The sequence below is a fragment of the Flavobacterium ichthyis genome (genome assembly GCF_009915155.1).
GTDB lineage: Bacteria > Bacteroidota > Bacteroidia > Flavobacteriales > Flavobacteriaceae > Flavobacterium > Flavobacterium ichthyis.
In genome coordinates, this window is the sequence record NZ_JAABLM010000002.1 from 34,225 (window position 1) to 56,644 (window position 22,420).

Genomic DNA, 22,420 nt, shown 5'->3' on the forward strand with positions numbered 1-22,420 from the left:
ACAAATATACAGTAATGTAGTTTTATTTTCTAAATATTAAACATATTGTTGATTTTTAATCTATTAGTTTGTTGTTTTGGAAAGATTAGTAGAAGCCTCAAAGATTGTTTTCCTAGCCCTGTCCTGAACCTTCGGGAGGAGGGGAAAATCCTTTTTGTTTTTTTCTTTAAAAAACAAAAAGATTTGGAAGGAAGGCAGGAACAAGGATTACTGGAATGCACGAGCGATTTGCTTCCTAAAAAAATCAATTTCAATAGCGATTTCAATTTATAAAAATATACAATATGAAAAATTTTAATCCGGCTGATAACATTCAGGATTTGCAGTATTTTGGGGAATTTGGTGGTGTGAATCCATCGATTTCTGATTCGTCAACTTATACCTTTTTGTCGGCCAAGACAATGTTTGACACGTTTGAAGGCAATGCGGAAGGATGTTATTTATATTCGCGTCATTCTTCGCCAAGTAATTTATATTTAGACAAGGCTTTGGCAGCAATGGAAGGAACGGAGTCGGCAAATGTTGCTGCTTCGGGAATGGGTGCGATTACTCCTACTCTCTTGCAATTGTGTAGCAATGGTGATGAAATTGTTTCCTCTCGCACGATTTACGGCGGAACTTATGCTTTTTTGAAAAATTTTACGCCAAAATTTGGCATTAAAACTACGTTTGTGGACATCACAAAATTAGACCTGGTAGAAGCCGCAATTACGCCAAAAACAAAAGTTTTGTATTGCGAAACCGTAAGTAATCCGTTGCTTGAAGTGGCGGATATTGCTGGTTTGGCGAAGATTGCGAAGAAACATAATATTAAATTGGTGGTAGACAATACGTTTTCGCCATTGTCGGTTGCACCAGCAAAATTAGGGGCTGACATTGTGATTCACAGTTTGACCAAATACATCAACGGAAGTAGCGATACAGTGGGTGGTGTGGTTTGTGCTTCTCAGGAATTTATCAACGATTTGAAAAATGTGAACAGCGGAGCAAGTATGCTTTTAGGGCCAACAATGGACAGTTTACGTTCGGCAAGCGTGATGAAAAACTTGAGAACATTACATATTAGAATGAAACAACACAGCCATAATGCACAGTTTTTGGCAGAGAAATTTGAACAGGCAGGTTTGAAAACGGTTTATCCGGGTTTGAAAAGTCATCCGAGTCATGAATTGTATAAAAATATGATCAATCCAGAATATGGTTTTGGAGGAATGATGACGATTGACGTGGGAAGTTTGGACAAGGCGAACGAGTTGATGGAGTTGATGCAAGAACGAAATTTGGGTTATTTGGCAGTTAGTTTAGGATTTTATAAAACGCTTTTTAGTGCTCCAGGAACTTCTACTTCGAGCGAAATTCCGCTTGACGAACAAAAAGAAATGGGCTTGACCGACGGTTTGATTCGTTTTTCAATTGGTTTGGATAATGATATTCAACGAACTTTTGATATGATGCAAAAATGCATGGTAGAATTAGGCGTTTTAAAAGAAATTGCTTCAGTTTAATTTTTTGGTTACAATTAAGCTGCCTCCTTGATTTCAATATTGAGGAGGTTTTTTATTCCAAATTTTTCCACGTTTTCCTCGTAATTATTGTAACAATCTCTCGTTCGGGCGACAAGTATTTTAGTAAATTAGCGACTTCAAAATTTAAAACATGAAAAAAATAGTATTTCTTTCGGCTTTTCTCTTTGTTGGAATTTCGGGTTTTGCCCAAAAAAATCTTACCATAGAAGAAGCCACATTTGGTCAATACCGCAATTTTGCAGTAGAAAATATGGTGGCGCCACAATGGCGAAAAGACACGAAAACATTGACGTATTTAGATAATTCATATCAAAATTTATCAGCGAAAAGTGCAGAAAACAATTGGAGCGAAACAGTTTTGGTTTCTAAAACAGAACTCGAAAACGCATTGAAACAAAAATTTTCAAACGATAGTTTCCAACTTCGCATGTTTCCGTATGCGTATTCGTGGGTAAGTAAGAATGTATTGGAATTTGAGGTTGACGGCAAAAATTCGAAATATGTAGTACAGTTTGATGTGGCCACAAAGCAAATTAGTAGTGGAATCGCCATTGCTTCAGAAGGCAGAAATCAAATTATTTCTTCGGATGCAAAAAAAGTGGCTTGGTTAAGCGAGAATAACATTAAAATTACTCACAACAACGAAACAATTTCGGTTACAAATGACGAAAATAAAGGCATTGTAAACGGAAGTGATTATACCCACAGACAAGAATTTGGGATTAATCGTGGGATGTGGTGGAGTCCAAAAAGCGACAAATTAGCTTTTTACAGAAAAGACGAAACCATGGTTACGGATTATCCTTTGATTGATTTTGGCGCTCGAATTGCCGCAACAAACAACATCAAATACCCGATGGCTGGCGAAAAAAGCGAAGAAGTAACCTTGGTAATTTTTGATATAAATTCAAAAAAATCCGTGACTTTACAAACAGGCGAACCAAAAGAGCAATATTTAACTTGTGTAACATGGGAACCAAGCGGAAAATTTGTGTACGTAGGATTGTTAAACCGTGGGCAAAACCATTTAAAATTAAATAAATATGACGCTTCAACCGGAACTTTGGTAAAAACTTTATTTGAAGAAAAAGCACCAACTTACGTGGAACCTTTGCACGATTTGACATTTTTGCCAAATTCGGATTCCCAATTTTTATACCGAAGTGAAAACAATGGTTTTGAGCAATTATACCTTTATAACACCGATGGAAAATTGCTGAAAAATTTAGGTTACAAAGATGTTGTGGTAACTTCCTTATTAAATTTTGATTCCGAAGTAAAAAACGTTTTTTACATCGGCACTACCAACGACGGATTAGACAGACAATTTTTTAAAGTTGATTTAAAATCCGGGAAAACCACGCAATTGAGCAGTGTTTCCGGAATGCATTCGGGAAGTATCAATAGTGATGGAACACTTTTGTTCGACCAATATTCTAACGTGAATACGCCAAATACCATTTTGATTAAAAATCTAAAAAATAATTCGATTGCAAATTTGGTTGAAGCCAAAGATCCTTACGAGGGCAAAACCGTTTTACCTAAAATGGAATTGGTAAAAATTACCGCCGCTGATGGAAGAACGCCATTGAACGGAAGGTTGATTTATCCGGCAAATTTCGATGCAAACAAAAAATATCCAGTAATGGTGTATGTTTACGGAGGTCCTCATGCACAATTGGTTCAAAACGAATGGCTTGGTGGCGGATCACTTTTTGATTATTATATGGCGCAAAATGGTTATGTGGTTTTCACTGTTGACAACCGCGGAAGTGACGCAAGGGGAAAAGATTTTGAACACGTAATTCATAGAAATTTAGGCGTAAACGAAATGGCGGATCAAATGAAGGGCATTGAATTTTTAAAGTCAAAATCCTTTGTAGATCAAGAAAAAATTGGCGTTTACGGCTGGAGTTTCGGCGGATTTATGACCACTTCGTTAATGCTCAATCACAACGATGTCTTTAAAGTTGGCGTTGCTGGAGGTCCTGTAACTAACTGGAAATTTTACGAAATTATGTATGGCGAACGGTACATGGATACGCCACAAGAAAACGAAAACGGCTATGACAATAATAATGTAGTTAAAAAAGCCGATCAGTTAAAGGGAAGGCTGTTAATGATTCACGGAGCTCAAGATCCCGTAGTCGTACAACAACACAGCATGGAATTTATTCAGGCCTGTATCAAAGCAGGAAAACAAGTGGATTATTTCCTCTATCCTACTCACGAACACAACGTTTCAGGAAGAGATAGGATACATTTGAACCAAAAAATAGCTGATTATTTTGATATTCATTTGAAATAATTCTTCTGATTAAAAAATTTTTAAACCGCAGTTAATTACCTATAATTACTGCGGCTTTTTTTATTTCTAATATCGTAAAAAAACAGCTCAAAAATTTATCATTTACTAAAAATGTAGTATTATTGTATATAATTTCCTAACTAACCTTCATAAAATTCAAAACATGAACAAAAATTTTAAATGGCTGTATTTAGTTCCATTAGTGCTAACAGCTTGTAGTTCTGACGATAGTGAAACTTCCATTGAAGAACCGGTAGTGATTGTTTCCGGTGAAGCTGATTTTTCGAAATATATTGCTTTAGGAAATTCGCTTACCGCAGGATATTCGGATAATGCTTTATACAAAAGAGGACAAGAACAATCTTATCCCAAACTTTTAGCTGAACAATTTGCACTTGCAGGAGGAGGAGAATTTAGCGTACCATACACAAATGACAATACCGGAGGATTACTTTTGGGAGGAAATTTAATTGCGCAACCTCGATTATTTTTTAATGGATCAGGTCCTGCCAGCTTACCTGGAACACCTACAACTGATATAACCAACCCTGTTTCCGGACCTGTAAACAATATGGGAATTCCAGGAGCAAAATTATACCATTTAGTAGCGCCAGGATATGGAAGCGTCGCTGGTGTTGCTGCCGGAACTGCCAATCCTTACTACGTAAGATTTGCATCAAGCGCAAGTGCAAGCGTTATTCAAGATGCAGTAGCACAAAATGCTACGTTTTTTACACTTTGGATTGGAAACAATGATATCCTTACTTACGCAAGTTCAGGCGGTGTTGGAATTGATCAAACTGGAAATACAAATCCAGCCACCTACGCTAACAACGACATTACTGATCCAGGCGTTTTTGCCAATGTTTACAACCAACTATTACAAGCCTTAACCGCTAATGGAGCAAAAGGTGTTGTGGCAAATATTCCAGATATTACCACCATTCCCTTTTTTACCTTTATCAAATACAACCAGCTAACCCAAGCCAACTTAACCATTGGAGGAGCTAACCAAGTTGCGGCATTAAATACCCAACTTTACGGACCTCTAAAACAAGCCTTAACCGCTTTTGGATCTGGTGACAGAATCGAGCTTTTATCAGCAACTGGAAATAACCCGATGCTTATGGTGGACAAAACATTGCCTAACCTTTCCGCACAATTAACCGCCGCTTTAACCATGGCAGGATATCCGCCATCTCAAGCCGCATTTTTAGGAAGCGTTTACGGACAAGCGCGACAAACCCGCCCAACCGATTACATTTTACTTTCTTCAAGCACCGAGATTGGGCAAAACCAAACCGGAGTGCCGACGCCATTTAATATTAAAGGTATAACGTATCCACTACAAGACCACAATATATTAATTCCTTCGGAAGTAGCAATGATTCAAAACGCTGCCAATCAATATAACGCCACAATCGAAAGCCTTGCTACACAATACAATTTAGCATTTGTAGATGCAAAAGCAATATTATCACAGGTAAACACTACTGGAATTCCTTACGAAGGCTACACCCTTAAATCCGAATTTATTTTTGGAGGTGCTTTTTCGCTTGACGGTGTTCACCCAACAGGTCGTGGATATGCCTTGCTTGCCAACAAATTCATCGAAGCCATTAATACTAAATATGGCTCAAACCTACCATTGAAAAAAATATCTAATTACGATATCTTGCGATCTCCGCAATTACCATAAGTTTTTTTCGTTAATACTCAGTTGAAAGCACCGAAGCGAAAGTTTCGGTGTTTTTTTTTGGCGTTCCCCAATTTACAACCCAAGTGCTATAAGAACTACCCTGCAAAAATTGGGTCGGGCTTTCGCCACTCGCTGTTTTTTTGGCTCCACTTCGTTCCACCAAAAAAACGAGCTCAAACAAAGGCTCAATCCCTAACGCAGTGGAGAGTTATGAGTTATGAATTATGAGTTAGGAGTTTTCTTATTGGGACTTCTAATGCTATCATGTTGGAATTTGGATTTTTCAGCTTTGCGGCTTTGCAAGAAACATTGCGAACATTGCGGATAATAGAAAAATTCCAAAGAAGAATCAAATGAACAAAGTAATCTGTGGCAAAAAATATAGTCTAACAATATCCTAAAAACTACCCCCTTCTTCTCGGAATGATTTTATGAGCAGAAAAAGCTTTGCCATTCACAAAAACCGTAAGATAACCGTTAAAATTATCAGCAACCGCAATCAAAAAATCCGATTGGTTGCCGTTAATTTTGTGCTGGTATTTTTGTGCGGTTTTATTTTGGTTTAATACAAAATCAATTACATCTGTGGTTTGTACATTATTGATTTGTAACGATAGCGTTCCGGGTTGTTGCGTGGAAATTACTCCTAAATTATTGCCCACAAATCGGATGTTACTTTTAAAATATTCGCTAAAAAACAATGGCGATGTAGCGAAATCTTCCTGTGTGAGATTGGCCAAAACCCATTGCGAATCATCCGGAAAATGATTAGAAATGAATACATTGGGTTCACTAAAAAAATAGCCGGGATTAAATCGTTTTACAAAAAGTCGCTTGCTTTCATTGACGGTTCCGGCTCCCCAAGTTACATCAATTAATTTCCATTTGTTATTGGTTTTGACCACATTCCAAGCATGGCTACTATGGGCGGGATATTTACCTAGTTCATGTTGGCTTGTTTTGGTTTTTCCAGTTACAACCTCAGCTTGTAATCCTACCAAGCGACAAATTTCTTGAAATAACAATGAATAACCGTGACACAACGTTTTTTGAGATTTAAAAGCAGCCATTATTTTTTTTTGCCGAATTTCTTCAAGTTTGGCAGTGCGTTCCGCTTGGGTTTTGTAAGAAAATTTTATGGGCTGTTGGTGTGAGTTAGCAAAATAAGCCTTTACATCGTAGTCGATATTAAAAGCAATCCATGAAAAAACGGCACGTGCTTTTTGGTTTTCGTCTGTAAAATCTTGATTGATTTTTTGGGCAAGTTCTTCTGGGCTGGAAAATCTTTTTGGGTAACGGCTAATTTTTTGATCAACTGATACAAAGTCTTGTGCAAGCATTGGAAAACTCACCCATATAAACAGTAGTAAAAACCTCATCATCTTTCTTCTCATATTTAGGCATAGCAGAAATAACAATTATACTGCCAAAAATAAAACGAAAATAGGTATGGTTTATTTTGAGGAATGCGTTAATTTTTTTTGGTGTGTTTAAAGCTATTTTCTATAAAAAAATTAAGGATTTTTATTTTTACTGGATGGTATAGCTTTTGACATCTATTTGTGACAATCGAAAATAACCGTAAGCAAAATTATCAAAGTTGGTTTGGTTTACAATATTTCCTCTAACTGCTGACGGGATTGCAGGAAACGGACCCCCTCCAGAACCAGCCGCCGAAATTATTTTATTAAAATACTCGTAGTAACGACGTGAAATCCCGTAAAGTTTAATTTCTAAAACGTCACCCTGAGTTAAATCTTCATTAAAATAAATCATAGGTATTTGGTTTCCGTTTACACTTTCGTCTCGAATAACTCGATATTCAGGGAATGCTACCCTATTTGATTTGTGACCAAACAAATAATAATTTTCTTCAAGTGGATTGTCTTGAAAAAAACTAGTTATTTCTATTTCATTTCCTGTAAAACCGCCATTATTATCTTGAATAATGGTTTCATCAATTTCTGGTGAGGCTATTAATGTTTCGGTAGCGCTGTAAATTTCTCCATTCAGCAAAATGGTTAATGTATAAACTTCTCCAATTGAGGGTTGAAAATCGTTGCATAAATATTCTCCTGTTCCGGGAACTTCAACGAAATTAAATACCTCACTTGAAGAATTTTCTACTGTTACAGAAGCACCTGATACTGTAGGAAACACATCGCTATAATATCCTGTTGTAGTACTCAATTTAATTATTTGCTCATTTCCAGCAGTACCAATTTCCCAATTTATAGATGCGTCAATCACTAATTTTGCGGTTGCGGTGTCTAAATCTACATTAATTACTTCTTCGCAGGAAATAAAAAGTATAGCGAAACACAAGATTAAAAATTTTATAGCCTTTTTCATTTTTAATTAAAATTTAAAGTTATATGTGATACTAGGAATTAATCCAAAAATGGAAATTTTCTTAGCTTCACTTTGGCCAGTTTCGATATTTTGACTAAAATTAAATGCGGCAGCGTTATTCCTAGCATAAACGTTGTAAATGCTGAAAACCCATTCACCTTGCCATTTTTTTACTTTTTCCGGCTGAGGAATATAAGTAGCCGAAATATCCAGATGGTGATAATCCGAGAGAGAGTCCTCGTTTCGAGTAGCATAATTAGCAACTGTAATACCTTGATATTGATATTTTCCGTTTGGAAAGGTGGCAGCTCTACCAGTTTGATACGTGAAAATTCCCCCAAATGACCATTTTGGATTAAGTTGATAATTGGCAGTTAAACCCAAATTATGAGTTTTATCATAATTGGCACGATACCAATTTCCATTATTAATTCCGGGTTCGAGTGCGTTTCTTCCAGGTGTTTTTTGTTCAGCTCTCGATAAAGTGTAGGAAAGCCATCCTGTTAGTTTACCTGAATTTTTTTTTGCCAAAACTTCAATACCATAAGCACGTGCTTTGCCATTTAACATGACGCGTTCGATGTTTTTATTCGCAATCAATTCAGCACCATCTATATAATCGGTTTTATTTTTGATTGTTTTAAAGAACGTTTCCACCTCAAGTGAATACTGGTCGTTTTTAAAATTTTTAAAATACCCTAAAGCTACCTGATCTGCTATTTCAGGTTTTAAAAACTGGTCACTTGGTGCCCAAATATCAAGAGGCGAAACCGATGCAGTATTGGAAATTAAATGAATGTATTGACTAATCCTGTTATAACTTGCCTTGACCGATTGGTCATCGTTTAAAGCATAGGCAATTGAGAATCGAGGCTCAAAATTATCAAAACTTGCGATTTTCTTATTTTTCGCATAGTAAATGGAACCAGTGGGAGTTGCCTCCTCATATACCTGAAAATCTTGGTTAAAAATTACAGCTTGGTCATTTTCATATGTACTTATTTCTTCCTCGCCTAAACGCTGGAAGTTGCTGTATCTTAAACCGTATGTTAATGACAATTTCTCTGACAAAATATGTTCTGCACTGACGTATAAGGCGTTTTCAAAAGCATATTTTCTGGCAATTTGATCTGGATTGATACTTGAGGTTTCGTCAATTGGGTTAATAGTTCCGGGATTAAATACGTATCTTACAGAATTGATTCCATAGCTTAGCGTGAGGTCGTTTGAAAGGTAATGCTTAAAGTCGTACTTAAAGTTATAATTCTTGATTTGTGATTTCCAATCTAGCCCAATAAATGATAACTGTAAACCGTAATAGTAATCGCTGTATATAATTGATGCATTGGAAAAAAGTTTGTCAGAAAAAATATGATTCCAGCGTAAATTAACGAAACTATTTCCGTAGTCATTTACAAGCTGGTCATTTAATCTTATTTTATCATAACCTAAATAAGCTGAGATAAATATGTTGTTGTTATCGTTAAATCGATAATTAAATTTTGTATTAAGATCATAAAAATAGGCTGAATTAGGTTCATCTGCAAGTTTTAGGAACAAATGACCATAAGTTCCTCGTCCTGCAATTACAAACGAACTTTTTTCTTTTACAATTGGACCTTCTAGCAGCAAGCGGCTCGACACTATTCCAATTCCTCCATTGGCATGAAATTCCTTCTTGTTACCTTCTTTTTGATATATATCTAATACCGAAGAGGTTCTTCCTCCATAATTAGCTGGAATTCCACCTTTGTATAATTTTAAATCCTTGATAACATCCGAATTAAAAACGGAAAAAAATCCAAACAAATGGGATGTATTATAGATAATAGCTTCGTCTAATAATACCAAATTACCATCAACCGAACCGCCACGAACGTTGAAACCTGTAGCTCCTTCATAGGCGTTTGTCACCCCTGGCAGTTGCAATATGGATTTTAAGACATCAACTTCACCTAAAACCGCTGGCATTTTTTTGACCGTTGCGATTGAGAGTTTGTTAACACTCATCTCGGCACGTTTAATGTTCGTTTTATCATTATTAGCCTGAATCACAACTTCTGCCAAGCCTGTACTTTGATAACTTAAACTGAAGTTTTTTTGTTGAGTTTGATTTAAATTTATCCGCTCCTCAATATTATTATAACCAAGATATGAAATGGTAATGATATAATCTCCTTTGGGGACTGTGACGGAATAAAAACCATAATTATTCGTAGTAGTGCCAATTTTTATTTCATTGAAATACAAGCTTACACCAATTAATGCTTCATTAGTTTCAATGTCCGAAATTGTACCGCTAAGCGTAACTTTTTCCTGAGCATTTAAATTGGCAATTGTTGCGAAAAAAATTTGCATCCCGATAAAAAATATATTTTTCACTAACCTATGATTCTTTAAATTAACAATCATATACATCCAATTCATTATTCTCCATACCAATTATTTTTATTATTTCTGATAGTTATATCGTGGCTAAAATCGCACAAATAGACGTTCAAAAATAAGAAAAATGACCGAAGATAACTATTATTTACCGCAAAGAATTAGTCGTTAAAAGATGTGACATAAATTAATTAATAAAAGTTTTTTTACGCAATTGCTATAAATAAAATTTCCAGTTTTGTTTACATTCTGGCTAACAACTCTTTTTTCTTTGCAATAAATTCAACTTCCGAAATTAGCTCATCTTCAAACAACTCTTTTAGTTCTTTTAATTTCGATTTAATATCTTCTTTTGAAACGGCTGTGTTTGCAGTTAAGTTAATTGGATTATTGGCCAACGGATTTTGTTTTGGCAACGCAGTATCAGCTGGGTTTTGCTGCGAAATGATAGCAGCAATTTCATTAAAACCTCTTTGGTTGGCGTAATCTAACGGTTTTTGTTCACGTATGTTGGTTAGGTTTACATCAGCTCCGTATTTAATTAAAAGGCTAACTATGTCTTTTTTACCGTTTGAAGCTGCATAATGTAAAGGCGTATTTTCCGACTCGTCTTGAATATTCACATTGGCACCTTTTTTTAAAAGTAATTCTGTCATATAGAGATGACCATTTTTAACCGCTAAATGCAGTAAACTTTCGCCGCCAGAAGTGTAGCTGCTGCTCAAATGGTATAAGCTATCTGAAGATAAGTCTTGGGCACTTTCAATAAAATCGAGGTAGCTTCCTAACGTTACAGCACCTTGAGTTGGGGTTTGAAAATTGACATCTAAACCTTGCTCCAAAAATAATTGCACCATTTGCTTTTGGTTGTAAGCACAGGCATAATAAATGGGCGAAATTCCGTTTTTACTGGTTTGAAAAACATTGGCTCCAAACTCTAAAAACAATTTAGTAAGCATTATATTATTATTGGAACACGCAAAAAGCAAAGGTGTTATTCCGCTTGAATTAGGCTCATCAACTGCAATTCCCTTTTCTAATAAGAGTTTTATGATGGGTAAATTTCCGCTTTGCAAAGCCAAATGCAATAAGTTGTTTCCGTCTTTAGTAGTTACAAAAACACTGGCATTTTTTTGAATAAAAAGGTCAATCACCAGCTTTTTGGAATACTTTACCGCAATCATCAAAGGTGTTTCAGCGTTGTTGTTCACGCTTTCCAGATCAAAACCATTGGCTAAAAACAATTCACAAAGCACCTTTTGTCCGTTTCGGGTGGCAATGTGCAGCAAATTATTGCCTTGATAATCTTTGATATCGCCTTTGGCATTTTTGGCTAAAAGCAATTTCACTACTTCGGTTTGGTTTTGCAAAGTGGCAAAAAACAGCGGTGTTTCTCCGTTTCGGTCTTCGTAATTGATGTCTGCACCTTTGGTAAGCAAGGCTTCGCAAATTTCGAGGTATCCACGATGCGAAGCGTAATGCAAACCTGTTCGGCCTTTTTCATCGGTATAATTTACATCGGTTACTTCTTGTTGTAACAGTAATTCTGCTATTTTTCGGTTGCCTTGTTCGCAGGCTAGTATAAATGACATTGACATTTTTTTGATTTCGGATTTCGGACTTTTGATTTCGGATTTCGGATTTCGGATTTCGGATTTTTGATTTAAGATTATGAATTAATAAATAATCAATCATAATTCATCCATCATAATTCATCCATCTTAAATCATCCATCACTCAGTCTTTTTTTAATTGTTTTTACGGATGCTACAAATATGGAAATGAGTTCGTTATTCTCATTCATTAATAATTCGATTTCATTTTTTGGGATTAATTCTAACTCTACAATTAGTTCTAACCAAAAGAGGGTTTCATCGGCTTCCTCAATCACCGTCCCCATTTTCGAAATAAAATCTTTGTCGCTTTTTGCTCTACAAACCGCTCTATAGTTAGCCGCAACAGAAGTCGCAGAACGTACAATTTGATTTGTAATCGTCCAGCCAATTTGTTTATGCGGCAAACCATCAGCCATTTTAACAATCTGAACAGCAAATGCTTTGGTTCTATTTTTAAGTACTTCTTTCATTTTTATTTAGGATTGTGGATTTAGGATTTGGGATTTGGGATTTGGGATTTGGGATTGCGGATTTGGGATTTATGAATTAATCAATCATCATTCATCAATCCAAAATCATCATTCAGCAATCCTAATTCATCAATAATTTCACGGTTTTTTCTTTTAAATTATCATTACTTGCCAAATCCAACGGCAATTTGTCTTGAGCATTTCTGATGGAAATATCTGCTCCTTTTTCCAATAACATTTTCACCTTTTTGTAGATGTCTTTGGCTTTTTCGGCTTCAAAATTTAGGTTCACATTGCAAACTTTGTGTAGTAAGGTGTCTCCGTTATCGTCTTGCTCATTGATGTCGGCATACAAATGATTGAGAACAATTTCAAAAACGGCAAAAGGTTTGGTAATGGCCATATCCAAAGGTGTTGTGGGACTTCCGTAGTACAAACATTTGTGGGTCAAATCGGCTCCTTGTTCCAACATTTTGGCTAAATATTGTAAAGCATTTTCGCTTGGATAATTATTTAATCTGTTGAGGTATTCAAACAGCATCGAAGTACCTTCTGTATTGGGTTCGTCAAAATTCGGGCTGTCAAATTCGCACAACAAATCGTAAATTTCATTATCGATTTTATCTACCAAAGCCACGTAAAACATCGAATTTCCGCGATTGTCTTTGTGCTGTGCATCGGCTCCGTTTTCGAGTAAAATTCGCACCGCATTTTTGTTGCCTGCATCAATGGCTTTTTGCAAAGGTGTAACATTTCCTTTATTTTTGTGGTTAACATTCAAGCCATAATTAACCAATAATTCAACATATACTTCAGGTAAATCAAGATGCAACAAAGAGTTTTCCGAAGCATCAATTTCATTATGCTTGCAACCTTTTTGAATTAAAATTTGAATGGCTTTTACTGGTAATTTTTTGATGAGTGCCCATTTTAAAATACTAGTGTTTGAAATGGTTTCATCAATATTTTCAATGGTTGAAGCAAATTTTTCTAAAAATTCTAAAGCATCTAAATTGGGAGTTTCTTTCGAAATGATTTCGTAATTAAATGCCGTAATAGGTTGCGAATAAAATGGAATATTCCCTAAAACAGCTTCAATAAAACTTCCTGAAAAACTGTCCAATTCAAAGATATCGGTTGTTACCAATTTTTCGTCAATGAGGATAAAAATCGTGCTAAATGATTTTTGTTTCAGGGCTTCGGTTACCAAATAAGTTTGGTCCCAATTGTTGAGTTCTTTGTATGCCGAGGGATTTTCTTTCAGCATTTCATCTACCAATATAAATTTATGATTGGTAAATGCTTCTCGGAGTGTTAGGTTTGACATGACTTTGGATGGATTTTAAGGTTTGTTTTTATGGCTGAAAAGGCAAGTAAAAAAATGTAATGTGTATCACTAAAATAGCTAAAATGCCTAAAAATGATTCTTTTACATGTAAGTAGCAACTGTTTTCTCTTTCTTATCTCAATGTATTTGTCTTTTATAAATAATCAATTGCATTTGAATAATAACAGATGTACCGCCTTTTATATACTTTTTGTAGTGACAAAACGCTAATTTCTGGAGTATTTTTTAACTATAATTCTCGAGCGATTTTATGCTCCGAAAACAGAATTTTTAAAACTATTGATTGTTCAAAGTCCAAATAAGTGCTTTTTCTTTTGTGGCTCTAAAGATTGTAGTGTGTTGTTCTTTTGGCTCGTCAGAATAGTTCCATCTTAGATTTTGAAGATTTTCGGTTTTGAAAATATCTGCCAATTGTCTAGTGTAAGGTGAAATATCAGTAGCATCAGAGCCCGCAAACCATACTTTTTTCTCGCTTCCGGCTGGAATTTTCTTTAAATTTTCTTTTGCGTTTTTCACCAAATATTGATTGTTCCACCACAATGAGGGATCAAAAGCAATGTAGTAATCAAATAACTCTGGTTTTAGGAAAAATGTTTCCATCACAAAAAGCCCGGAGAGCGACTCGCCTAAAATTCCCCTTTTGCCCGATGTACGGTAATTTTTTTCGATTTCGGGAAACAATTCATCACTAATGAAAGCACGAAATTTTTCTGAACCACCTATTACTGGAGCAATTTCTTTATCTTTTTCGACTTCAGTAAAACCAGATAAATCTCTTCGACGTTCGGTATTTTCTATGCCTACCAAAATCATTGGCGGAATTTTATTAGATTGAATAAGTTTTGAAAAGGTGTTGGCAATGTGTGGAAAATCTTCTTTAATTCCACCATCAGCCATATACATTACCGGAAAGCTGTCTCTGGATTTAGCATATCCATCGGGCGTCCAGATATTTATTACTCTTTTTTCACCAACATTTTTCGATTGAATTTCGAAAGTTTCGTGTACAGGAATTGGATCGTTTGGTTGTTGATTATTGCCACAGCTTACCCAAAAAAAGGCCGAAAAAACAATTGCAACGGTAATAATTTTCATAAGTGCTTCTATTCAAATTGTTAACTAGCTGCAAGATAACATTTATATTTTATCACGCGAAAAATATTATTAGTTATAAATATCTATACAAAGTATAATTTATAAATTATTGTAAAACCAAGAATTTACGAGATTATTTTCGAATCCTACACTATTTTTATGATGAAATTCATTCGAGTTTTTGTCATATATATAGTCTTCAGCCCAAGTTTTAAAATTTTGCGCAAGCGATTTAATACTTTCTACTACAAATTTTATTTCTTCGTTAGTTGTTGTTGGATGAATCGACATCCTTATCCAACCTGGTTTCTTAATATAATCTCCAGCAGTGATCAAATCGGTCAAACTTTTAGAAGTCGCCTCATCCACATGAAGCAAATAATGTCCGTAAGTTCCGGCACAACTACAACCCCCACGCGTTTGAATTCCGAAACGGTCATTTAAAATTTTTACACCTAGATTAAAATGTAAATCGTGAATGTAAAAAGATATCACCCCTAACCTGTTTTGGTGTTGACTTGCCAAAATAGTAAGATTTTCTACTTTTAAAAGTTTAGAAAAAACATAATCTGTAATTTCTTTTTCGCGTTTTAAAATATTATGAACCCCCATTTTTTCCTTTAATTGAATGGCAAGTGCGGTTTTAATTACCTGCAAAAATCCAGGTGTTCCTCCATCTTCTCTTTCTTCAATATCATCTAAATATTTGTGCTCACCCCAGGGATTTGTCCACGATACGGTTCCTCCACCCGGATGGTCTGGAATAACATTGTTATACAATTTTTTATTAAAAACCATCACGCCAGAAGTACCAGGACCGCCTAAAAATTTATGTGGCGAAAAGAAAATGGCATCTAAATAAGCCAATGAATCTTCAGGATGCATGTTAATGTCAACGTAAGGTGCCGAACATGCAAAATCTACAAAGCAAACACCGTTATTTTCGTGAATTAATTTCGCCACTTCATAATAAGGTATTTTGATTCCGGTAACATTAGAACATGAAGTAATAGAGGCAATTTTAAATTGGTGATTTTTATATTTTTCTAATAAATTTTTAAAGCCATCTAAACATAAAAGTCCTTCGGGACAAGCCGGAATTACTTCAACCTTTGCAATCGTTTCTAACCAGCTAGTTTGGTTTGAATGATGTTCCATGTGAGAAACAAATACAACGGGTCTTTTCTCTTCTGGAATTTTAGTGTATTCGCGCAAATTTTCGGGTAATCTTAATCCCAAAATTCTTTGAAATTTGTTAATTACTCCAGTCATTCCGGTTCCATCAGTAATTAATACATCATTTTCGCTGGCGTTAACATGTTGTTTAATAATTTTTCTAGCTTCGTGATATGCCATAGTCATAGCGGTGCCGGAAACGGTAGTTTCGGTATGGGTATTGGCAACGAATGGTCCAAAATTCTCTAATAACTTTTCTTCAATGGGACGATAAAGTCTGCCACTTGCGGTCCAGTCAGTATAAACCAAAGATTGTGTCCCAAATGGTGACTCAAACTCTTGATTGATTCCTACAATGTTTTTGCGAAAAGTTTTAAAATATTCTTCTAAATTGATAGAGGTTTCGGCTTCGGTCATGAGGTGCAAATTTTGACTCCAAATATACTATTTTTAAAAATAATACAAATGTGATGTCAAAAGCGCAATCCGGTGATTTTTTGAAAAAAAAAACTCCGAAAAATTAATTCGGAGTTTCTCTTTTTATTAAAGTTCTTCTTTTACCTCGGCATCTGGTGCATTTTTTTTCACCGATTCAATTCCATTGTCGCGACCGGAAACCGAAGCATACATTTGGCTCGAGCCAATCACTTGTCCGTTTGTAGCATTTAGATTAAAATAAACTCTTCCATCTGAAGCTTCCTTTTTCTCAAATCTTGCGTCATCCTGAGAATTTTTTCTAACAGATTCAATTCCGTTCAAGCAATTTGCTTTTGAAGAATAACCTTGACTTGACAAAATGATTTCGCCGTTCCCGGCTTTTAAAACAAATTGGAAATCGTCATTTTTTCTTTTTGTTACTAAAAATGTGCCCATAAAATTACTGTTTGGTTAATTAATTGTTGCAATTTAAACAAATTAACTAAACAAAAAATTTTTTTCAAAAAATTATTATTTTTACTTCAATTAAATTAAAGTCACAATATGTTAGTTGCTATTCATCCAAAATTACCCATGCGAGATAAAGAAGTTACTAAGAATTTTTATTTGAATCTCGGTTTTAAAAATTTTGGGGGTGATTATGAGGATTATTTAATGATGCAAAAAGACGCGATTGAAATACATTTTTTCGAATTTAAAGAAATAATTCCTGCCGAAAATGATGGGCAAGTTTACATTCGTACTATAAATATTGAAACGGTTTACAATGACTTTATAGCTTCCGGCGTAAAAATTCATCCCAACGGAAGTTTGGCGCTAAAGCCTTGGAAACAAATGGAATTTTCTATTCTCGACCCAGATTGTAATCTGCTAACTTTTGGCGAAAGCCAAATTTAAAACTAATTATTGAGTGTTTCATTTTTTATGATTTGCACTTTTCCGATTTCTACCTGATCACTTTCAATGATTCTAACCCCTAAAACGTTGATGGGAATTTGATGTAATTCTTCTCCTGAATTTTTAATCTCGTCAATAATATAATGATAATTGAGCGGATTTAATGCTACAGAATCGCCTTTGTTTATTTTGTGTTCAAAGATATAGTCACGTAAAATTTTGAATGAAATTGGATTTCCTATAAATGTTTGTTTAGACATGGTATTCGGTTTTCTTACTAAATTATAAAGAAATTTTTGATAAAATCCACATGTTAAGTTTTTATTAGGAATAAAAAAAGCCTCTGGAAAACCAGAGGCTTTGGGTGAATGAGGGGTCTCGAACCCCCGACCTTCGGAACCACAATCCGACGCTCTAACCAACTGAGCTACAATCACCGTTTGTTTTGCGAGTGCAAAGATAGTGTAAGTTTTATTTTTTACAAATAAATTTTTGATTTTTTTATACCAAATCACTTAAACTATTGACTGCCAAATACCTTTCAACAGTGAAACCTTCTGCATATTCCGAATTAATTAACCTTCCTAAATCTTGTGCACGATATAAAATACTATCTCTAAAATTTTTGGTGGCAATTGGTGTTACCGGTTCGTTAGAATTTGGGTCATAAAACTGCGATTGATAAGCCATCAAAGCTTCTACTTTTTTGTCTAAAAAACCTGTAACATCTACCACAAAATCTGGTTTTAAATCTTTCCATTGGATATAGTGGTACACTAATTTTGGTCGCCAAGCTTGTTGGTTTTCGCCATCAACATTGGTTTCGATTTTTATTAATCCGGACAAAAAACATGCATCCGAAACTAATTTACTGCCTTTTCCATGGTCAATATGTCGGTCATCAATTGCATTACAAATCACGATTTCCGGACGGTATTTTCGTAGCATTTTGATAATTTGAATTTGATGATTTTCGTCATTGACAAAAAAGCCATCACGCATTTTTAAATTTTCTCTAACTGAAACTCCTAAAATTTTTGCGGCAGTAGCCGCTTCTTCATCTCGGATTTCAGCGGTTCCTCGAGTGCCTAATTCTCCTCGGGTTAAATCTATAATTCCTACTTTTTTTCCTAAAGAAACTTCTTTCGCAAGGGTTGCACCACAACCTAATTCCACGTCATCTGGATGTGCTCCAAAACACAATATGTCTAATTTCATTTTAATTTTTACTTGGTTAATGCTTTTTTTATAGTTAACGCTTTGTTGGCGGTTTCGTAAAATTCTTTTTCAGCATTGCTTTGCGCGGTAATGCCACAACCGACAAAAATATCCATCTGAGAATCGGATACTTTCATGCAACGCAAGTTGACGTAAAGATCTGCGGTTACTTGACTTTCGGTGTTTTTGTTCCAATTTAATTCGCCTAAAAAACCAGAATAATATTCTCTTTCGTAATCTTCATTTTCTACAATAAATTTTTTTGCTTTTTCTTTTGGAAAACCACAAACCGCGGGTGTTGGATGTAAAAAATCCACAATGTTTGTTAAGGAGGCTTGACTTTCTAATTGCGCTGAAATTTCAGTTTTGATATGAGCTAAATTTCCGGCTTTAATGGTTTTTGGTTCCGACACCTGAATATTTGAAGTAAAATCTTTCAAATTTTCTGTGATAAATTGGGTTACAAATAATTGCTCCTCTTTTTCTTTTTCTTCCCAAATAATGTCTTCTTTAAAAACCTGTGTTCCTGCTAAAGCTACGGTTTGTACATTATTATTTTCTACTTTTAAGAGCTGTTCGGGAGTTGCACCAGTCCAAATTCCAGCTTCGGGATGGTAAAACAAATACCTGAATGCTGTTGGGTATAATTGTAAAAGATTGGCAAAAGCCTTAAATGCATCAATTTTTTTTGGTAAAATTTCCTTGCGTGAAAGCACTACTTTTTCAAAATTTTTCTCTTGTATTGCAATCAAAGCTTTTTTAACGAGAGTTTCAAATGCTATTTTACCTTCTTCGGAAATCTTGGCATCATCTACCTCAAAATTTTCATCAGGAAAAAATTCTTCCGAAATAAAAATAGCGTCATTCTTGGGAATTATTAATTTTTTTTCTCCCGAAAAAGGTGCAAAAACAAAACCTTCTTGAGTAAAATTTTCCAAAAAATAACTTTTCCCAGATTGTTGAAATATCCCGTCAACGATAGCTTGATTAGGTTTTGAATAGATTACAAAAGGCTTTTTCTCAGCAAAAGATTGTCGAGCCGTTTCGAATAGCTTTTTCATTTTTTTATTCGGTCCAAAACAATGTTTGTCAATTTACAAAGCGAAACCAGTTCGTCATTTTCGTCCGTAATTCTTATTTCCCAAAGATGTACCATTCTGCCTTTGTGAATAATTTTTGCAGTACCAAAAACAGTTCCTGCACGTTTACTTTTTACATGATTTGCTGAAATTTCAATTCCTCTAACTTCTTGTTTTTCAACATCTATAAACATTAAAGATGCCGCGCTTCCCACGCTTTCTGCTAATGCAACAGAAGCACCGCCATGAAGCAACCCCATGGGTTGGTGAACTCGAGAATTTACTGGCATTTTGGCTTTTAAAAATCCTTCACCAGCCTCAATGAACTCTATTTCAAGAGTTTCCATCAATGTATTTTGACACCACTTTTTACAATTTTCTATCATGGTGTGTTTATCTGTAATCATAATTTTATTTTAATTTGTTCAAAAATACATAAAAATTGGGGTTTAATAATATTAATGATTGCGTTAATCTAATTGTAAATTGGTAATAGAGCAACAGAATTTTCTGCTTTAGTCAATAGTATTTTTACTATTTTTACCAAATAAATTTATTGTAAATGCGTAATTCACTTATTATATTATTGATGCTTTTAGGGGTTTCAATTATCTCTTGTAGAAATGACTTCGATTTTGAACCAAGTACTGGAAATCTTACCTTTTCAAAAGATACTGTTTATCTCGATACAGTTTTTTCTAACATAGGTTCAAGTACTTACAGACTGAAAGTTTTCAACAATAGCGATAAAAATATTTTGATTCCAAAAATTCAATTGGCACAAGGAACAACCTCAAATTATCGAATGATGATTGATGGGATGAGTGGCGATGCTGGAGCTGAAGGGAAAATTTTCAGTAATGTAGAATTGTTGGCCAAAGACAGTATGTTTGTTTTTATTGAAACGACCATTGATTACAACGAATTTGCCAATCCTGAAGCGCAATATTTATATACAGATCAAATTTTGTTCGACACGGGAACTAATCAACAACAAGTAGAATTAGCAACTTTAGTAAAAGATGCGGTTTTTTTGTATCCAAATCGTGATGCCAATGGTGTTTATGAAGAAATCCCGATTGGCGTAGATGAAAATGGAGAAACTATTTCGGGACGAGGATTTTTTTTAGATGAAAATGAGTTACATTGGACCAACGAAAAACCTTACGTGATATACGGATACGCCGGAGTTCCACCGGGACAAACACTTACTGTTGATCCTGGAACACGAGCGCATTTTCATTCGGGTTCAGCATTGATTGCATATAACGGAAGTTCGATAAAAATTAATGGAACGCTTTCAACCACTGAAGAATTGGAGAATGAAGTGATTTTTGAAGGTGATAGATTAGAACCTCAATTTGCTGAAAATCCCGGACAATGGTTAGCAATTTGGCTTACAAATGGAAGTACAGGTCACGAATTTTCAAATCTTACGATTAAAAATGCTACAGTAGGAATTTTAGTTTCCGGAAATTCGGGATTAAATAATCCGCAAGCCGACTTAACATTAAATAATGTCCAGATTTACAATTCTTCTAATGCCGGAATTTTAGCAGAAACAGGCTATATTTCTGGCGAAAATGTAGTGGTGAATTGGGCTGGAGCGTCATGTCTTTATTTTAGTTATGGCGGAAAATATAATTTTGTACATTCAACCTTTAATAATAATTGGTCCGGAACTCGTAAATATGCGGTGCTTTTGAATAATTATATCGAAGGAGCTAATCCGGAAACACAACCATTAATAGCAGATTTTATCAACAGTATTATTTTTAGTTCCAATCAATCGGGATTATTAATCGATAAAAAAGAAAGTTCTCAGGTTTTCGAAACTAATTTTACCAAATGCCAAATTAAATTGAGCAATTCTATAAATGTTCAAAATACGGTTTACGGTTTTGTAACTGACGAAAGCAATATCATTAGAAACGGAAATCCGCATTTTTTAAATGTCAACGGAAATAAATTATTCATTGGCGAAGAATCTGATGCAAAAGGTTTTGGAAATTATTTAGGCGGAAATGACCTTTCAGGAAACCCAAGAAACAATCCATCGGATTTGGGAGCATATAATTTTCAAATTTTTGAAGAATAATAAGCTGTAATCTTTTATTTCACATAAATTTATCGTTGAATAACAAAAAAACAAAATTTATTTATGAATAAAAATGCAATTTTAGCCAGTTTACTTCTGCTCTCGCTTGCCTCCTGTAAAAAAGAAGTAAAAGTAAAATCAGAAACGGTTGTAAATACCGATACTGTTGCGGTTCAAACTGATACCGCTTCCGAAACCGCAATGGATTCCATAGCCATACAAAAAGCTTGGGAAGCTTATATGACACCATCTAAAGCTCATGAAATGCTGGCAAAAGACAATGGAACTTGGAACGCTGAATTGACATTTTGGATGCCAGACAATCCTGAACCAATGAAATCTTCAGCGGTTGCAACCTACAAAATGATAATGGGCGGAAAATACCAAGAAGCCAACTACACGGGCGATATGATGGGAATGCCGTTCGAAGGAAAAGGAACTGTGGCCTTCGACAACGCCCGAGAAGAATTTATCTCTACTTGGATTGACAACACCGGAACGGGAATGATGGTCAGCAAAGGGAAATATGATGAAGCTACCAAAACTCTTACTTTTACAGGAAATATGGTAGATCCGGTTACCAAAAAAGAAAAACAAATTAAGGAAATCCTTACTCACATTGACGACAACACTCAAAAGATGGAAATGTTTGACATTGACAATGGCAAAGCGTTCAAGTCGATGGAGATTCTATTAAAACGAAAATAACGACTCA

The 22,420-nt window shown here is 35.0% G+C and carries 19 protein-coding genes and 1 tRNA gene; 6 read left to right on the plus strand and 14 right to left on the minus strand.

What is annotated here, in order from left to right; genetic code table 11:
* Positions 1-284 precede the first annotated feature (284 nt).
* From GV828_RS01845 to GV828_RS01855, 3 genes are all read left to right on the plus strand, one after another.
* On the plus strand, positions 285-1,505 hold the full coding sequence (locus GV828_RS01845; RefSeq protein WP_166535765.1) for an aminotransferase class I/II-fold pyridoxal phosphate-dependent enzyme: 1,221 nt from the start codon (positions 285-287) through the stop codon (positions 1,503-1,505).
* 151 nt (positions 1,506-1,656) lie between these two features.
* On the plus strand, positions 1,657-3,834 hold the full coding sequence (locus GV828_RS01850; RefSeq protein WP_166535766.1) for a S9 family peptidase: 2,178 nt from the start codon (positions 1,657-1,659) through the stop codon (positions 3,832-3,834).
* A gap of 163 nt (positions 3,835-3,997) precedes the next feature.
* The gene (locus GV828_RS01855; protein WP_166535767.1) at positions 3,998-5,533 is read left to right on the plus strand and encodes an SGNH/GDSL hydrolase family protein; all 1,536 of its coding nucleotides are present in this window, start codon (positions 3,998-4,000) and stop codon (positions 5,531-5,533) included.
* A 404-nt stretch (positions 5,534-5,937) separates the two neighbouring features.
* Here the strand turns inward: GV828_RS01855 and GV828_RS01860 are convergent, their stop codons facing one another.
* The 9 genes from GV828_RS01860 to GV828_RS01900 all read right to left on the minus strand — a co-directional run bounded on the left by GV828_RS01860 (position 5,938) and on the right by GV828_RS01900 (position 16,848).
* Entirely contained in the window at positions 5,938-6,927 is a 990-nt protein-coding gene (locus tag GV828_RS01860; protein ID WP_166535768.1) for a transglutaminase domain-containing protein, read from the minus strand.
* Between the two features lie 136 nt (positions 6,928-7,063).
* Positions 7,064-7,885, minus strand: coding sequence for a DUF4249 domain-containing protein (locus GV828_RS01865; protein WP_166535769.1), 822 nt, complete (start codon positions 7,883-7,885; stop codon positions 7,064-7,066).
* A 6-nt stretch (positions 7,886-7,891) separates the two neighbouring features.
* The gene (locus GV828_RS01870) at positions 7,892-10,243 is read right to left on the minus strand and encodes a TonB-dependent receptor (protein ID WP_235935403.1); all 2,352 of its coding nucleotides are present in this window, start codon (positions 10,241-10,243) and stop codon (positions 7,892-7,894) included.
* Between the two features lie 269 nt (positions 10,244-10,512).
* Positions 10,513-11,862, minus strand: a complete 1,350-nt coding sequence (locus tag GV828_RS01875) for an ankyrin repeat domain-containing protein (protein WP_166535771.1) — start codon at positions 11,860-11,862, stop codon at positions 10,513-10,515.
* 134 nt (positions 11,863-11,996) lie between these two features.
* Positions 11,997-12,356, minus strand: coding sequence for a four helix bundle protein (locus tag GV828_RS01880; protein WP_166535772.1), 360 nt, complete (start codon positions 12,354-12,356; stop codon positions 11,997-11,999).
* Positions 12,357-12,477: 121 nt separating this feature from the next.
* Positions 12,478-13,683: an ankyrin repeat domain-containing protein gene (locus GV828_RS01885; RefSeq protein ID WP_166535773.1), complete on the minus strand. Its 1,206-nt coding sequence runs from the start codon at positions 13,681-13,683 to the stop codon at positions 12,478-12,480.
* A gap of 297 nt (positions 13,684-13,980) precedes the next feature.
* Positions 13,981-14,799, minus strand: a complete 819-nt coding sequence (locus tag GV828_RS01890) for an alpha/beta hydrolase (RefSeq protein WP_166535774.1) — start codon at positions 14,797-14,799, stop codon at positions 13,981-13,983.
* A gap of 99 nt (positions 14,800-14,898) precedes the next feature.
* Entirely contained in the window at positions 14,899-16,392 is a 1,494-nt protein-coding gene (locus GV828_RS01895; protein WP_166535775.1) for an aminotransferase class V-fold PLP-dependent enzyme, read from the minus strand.
* Between the two features lie 126 nt (positions 16,393-16,518).
* Positions 16,519-16,848, minus strand: coding sequence for a YegP family protein (locus GV828_RS01900; RefSeq protein WP_166535776.1), 330 nt, complete (start codon positions 16,846-16,848; stop codon positions 16,519-16,521).
* A gap of 108 nt (positions 16,849-16,956) precedes the next feature.
* Here GV828_RS01900 and GV828_RS01905 point away from each other — a divergent pair, with 108 nt between their 5' ends.
* The gene (locus tag GV828_RS01905) at positions 16,957-17,310 is read left to right on the plus strand and encodes a bleomycin resistance protein (RefSeq protein ID WP_166535777.1); all 354 of its coding nucleotides are present in this window, start codon (positions 16,957-16,959) and stop codon (positions 17,308-17,310) included.
* A gap of 2 nt (positions 17,311-17,312) precedes the next feature.
* On the opposite strand, the gene GV828_RS01910 is transcribed toward GV828_RS01905, so the two are convergent.
* The 5 genes from GV828_RS01910 to GV828_RS01930 all read right to left on the minus strand — a co-directional run bounded on the left by GV828_RS01910 (position 17,313) and on the right by GV828_RS01930 (position 20,014).
* Positions 17,313-17,570 carry a hypothetical protein gene (locus GV828_RS01910; protein ID WP_166535778.1) on the minus strand — a complete coding sequence of 86 codons (258 nt, stop codon included), beginning with the start codon at positions 17,568-17,570 and terminating at the stop codon, positions 17,313-17,315.
* Positions 17,571-17,672: 102 nt separating this feature from the next.
* Positions 17,673-17,748: transfer RNA gene (locus GV828_RS01915), tRNA-His, on the minus strand.
* Between the two features lie 63 nt (positions 17,749-17,811).
* On the minus strand, positions 17,812-18,528 hold the full coding sequence (gene bshB1 / locus GV828_RS01920) for a bacillithiol biosynthesis deacetylase BshB1 (RefSeq protein WP_166535779.1): 717 nt from the start codon (positions 18,526-18,528) through the stop codon (positions 17,812-17,814).
* Between the two features lie 8 nt (positions 18,529-18,536).
* The gene (locus tag GV828_RS01925; protein ID WP_166535780.1) at positions 18,537-19,589 is read right to left on the minus strand and encodes an isochorismate synthase; all 1,053 of its coding nucleotides are present in this window, start codon (positions 19,587-19,589) and stop codon (positions 18,537-18,539) included.
* Positions 19,586-20,014 (minus strand): PaaI family thioesterase, encoded by a 429-nt coding sequence (locus GV828_RS01930; protein ID WP_166535781.1) that lies wholly within the window; start codon positions 20,012-20,014, stop codon positions 19,586-19,588. Before GV828_RS01930 ends, GV828_RS01925 begins: the two co-directional genes overlap by 4 nt.
* Positions 20,015-20,169: 155 nt before the next feature.
* On the opposite strand from GV828_RS01930, the gene GV828_RS01935 reads away from it, so the two are divergent.
* Together GV828_RS01935 and GV828_RS01940 are read left to right on the plus strand one after the other, a co-directional pair.
* Entirely contained in the window at positions 20,170-21,705 is a 1,536-nt protein-coding gene (locus tag GV828_RS01935; protein WP_166535782.1) for a hypothetical protein, read from the plus strand.
* A 63-nt stretch (positions 21,706-21,768) separates the two neighbouring features.
* Positions 21,769-22,413 carry a DUF1579 domain-containing protein gene (locus tag GV828_RS01940; RefSeq protein ID WP_166535783.1) on the plus strand — a complete coding sequence of 215 codons (645 nt, stop codon included), beginning with the start codon at positions 21,769-21,771 and terminating at the stop codon, positions 22,411-22,413.
* Positions 22,414-22,420 lie beyond the last annotated feature (7 nt).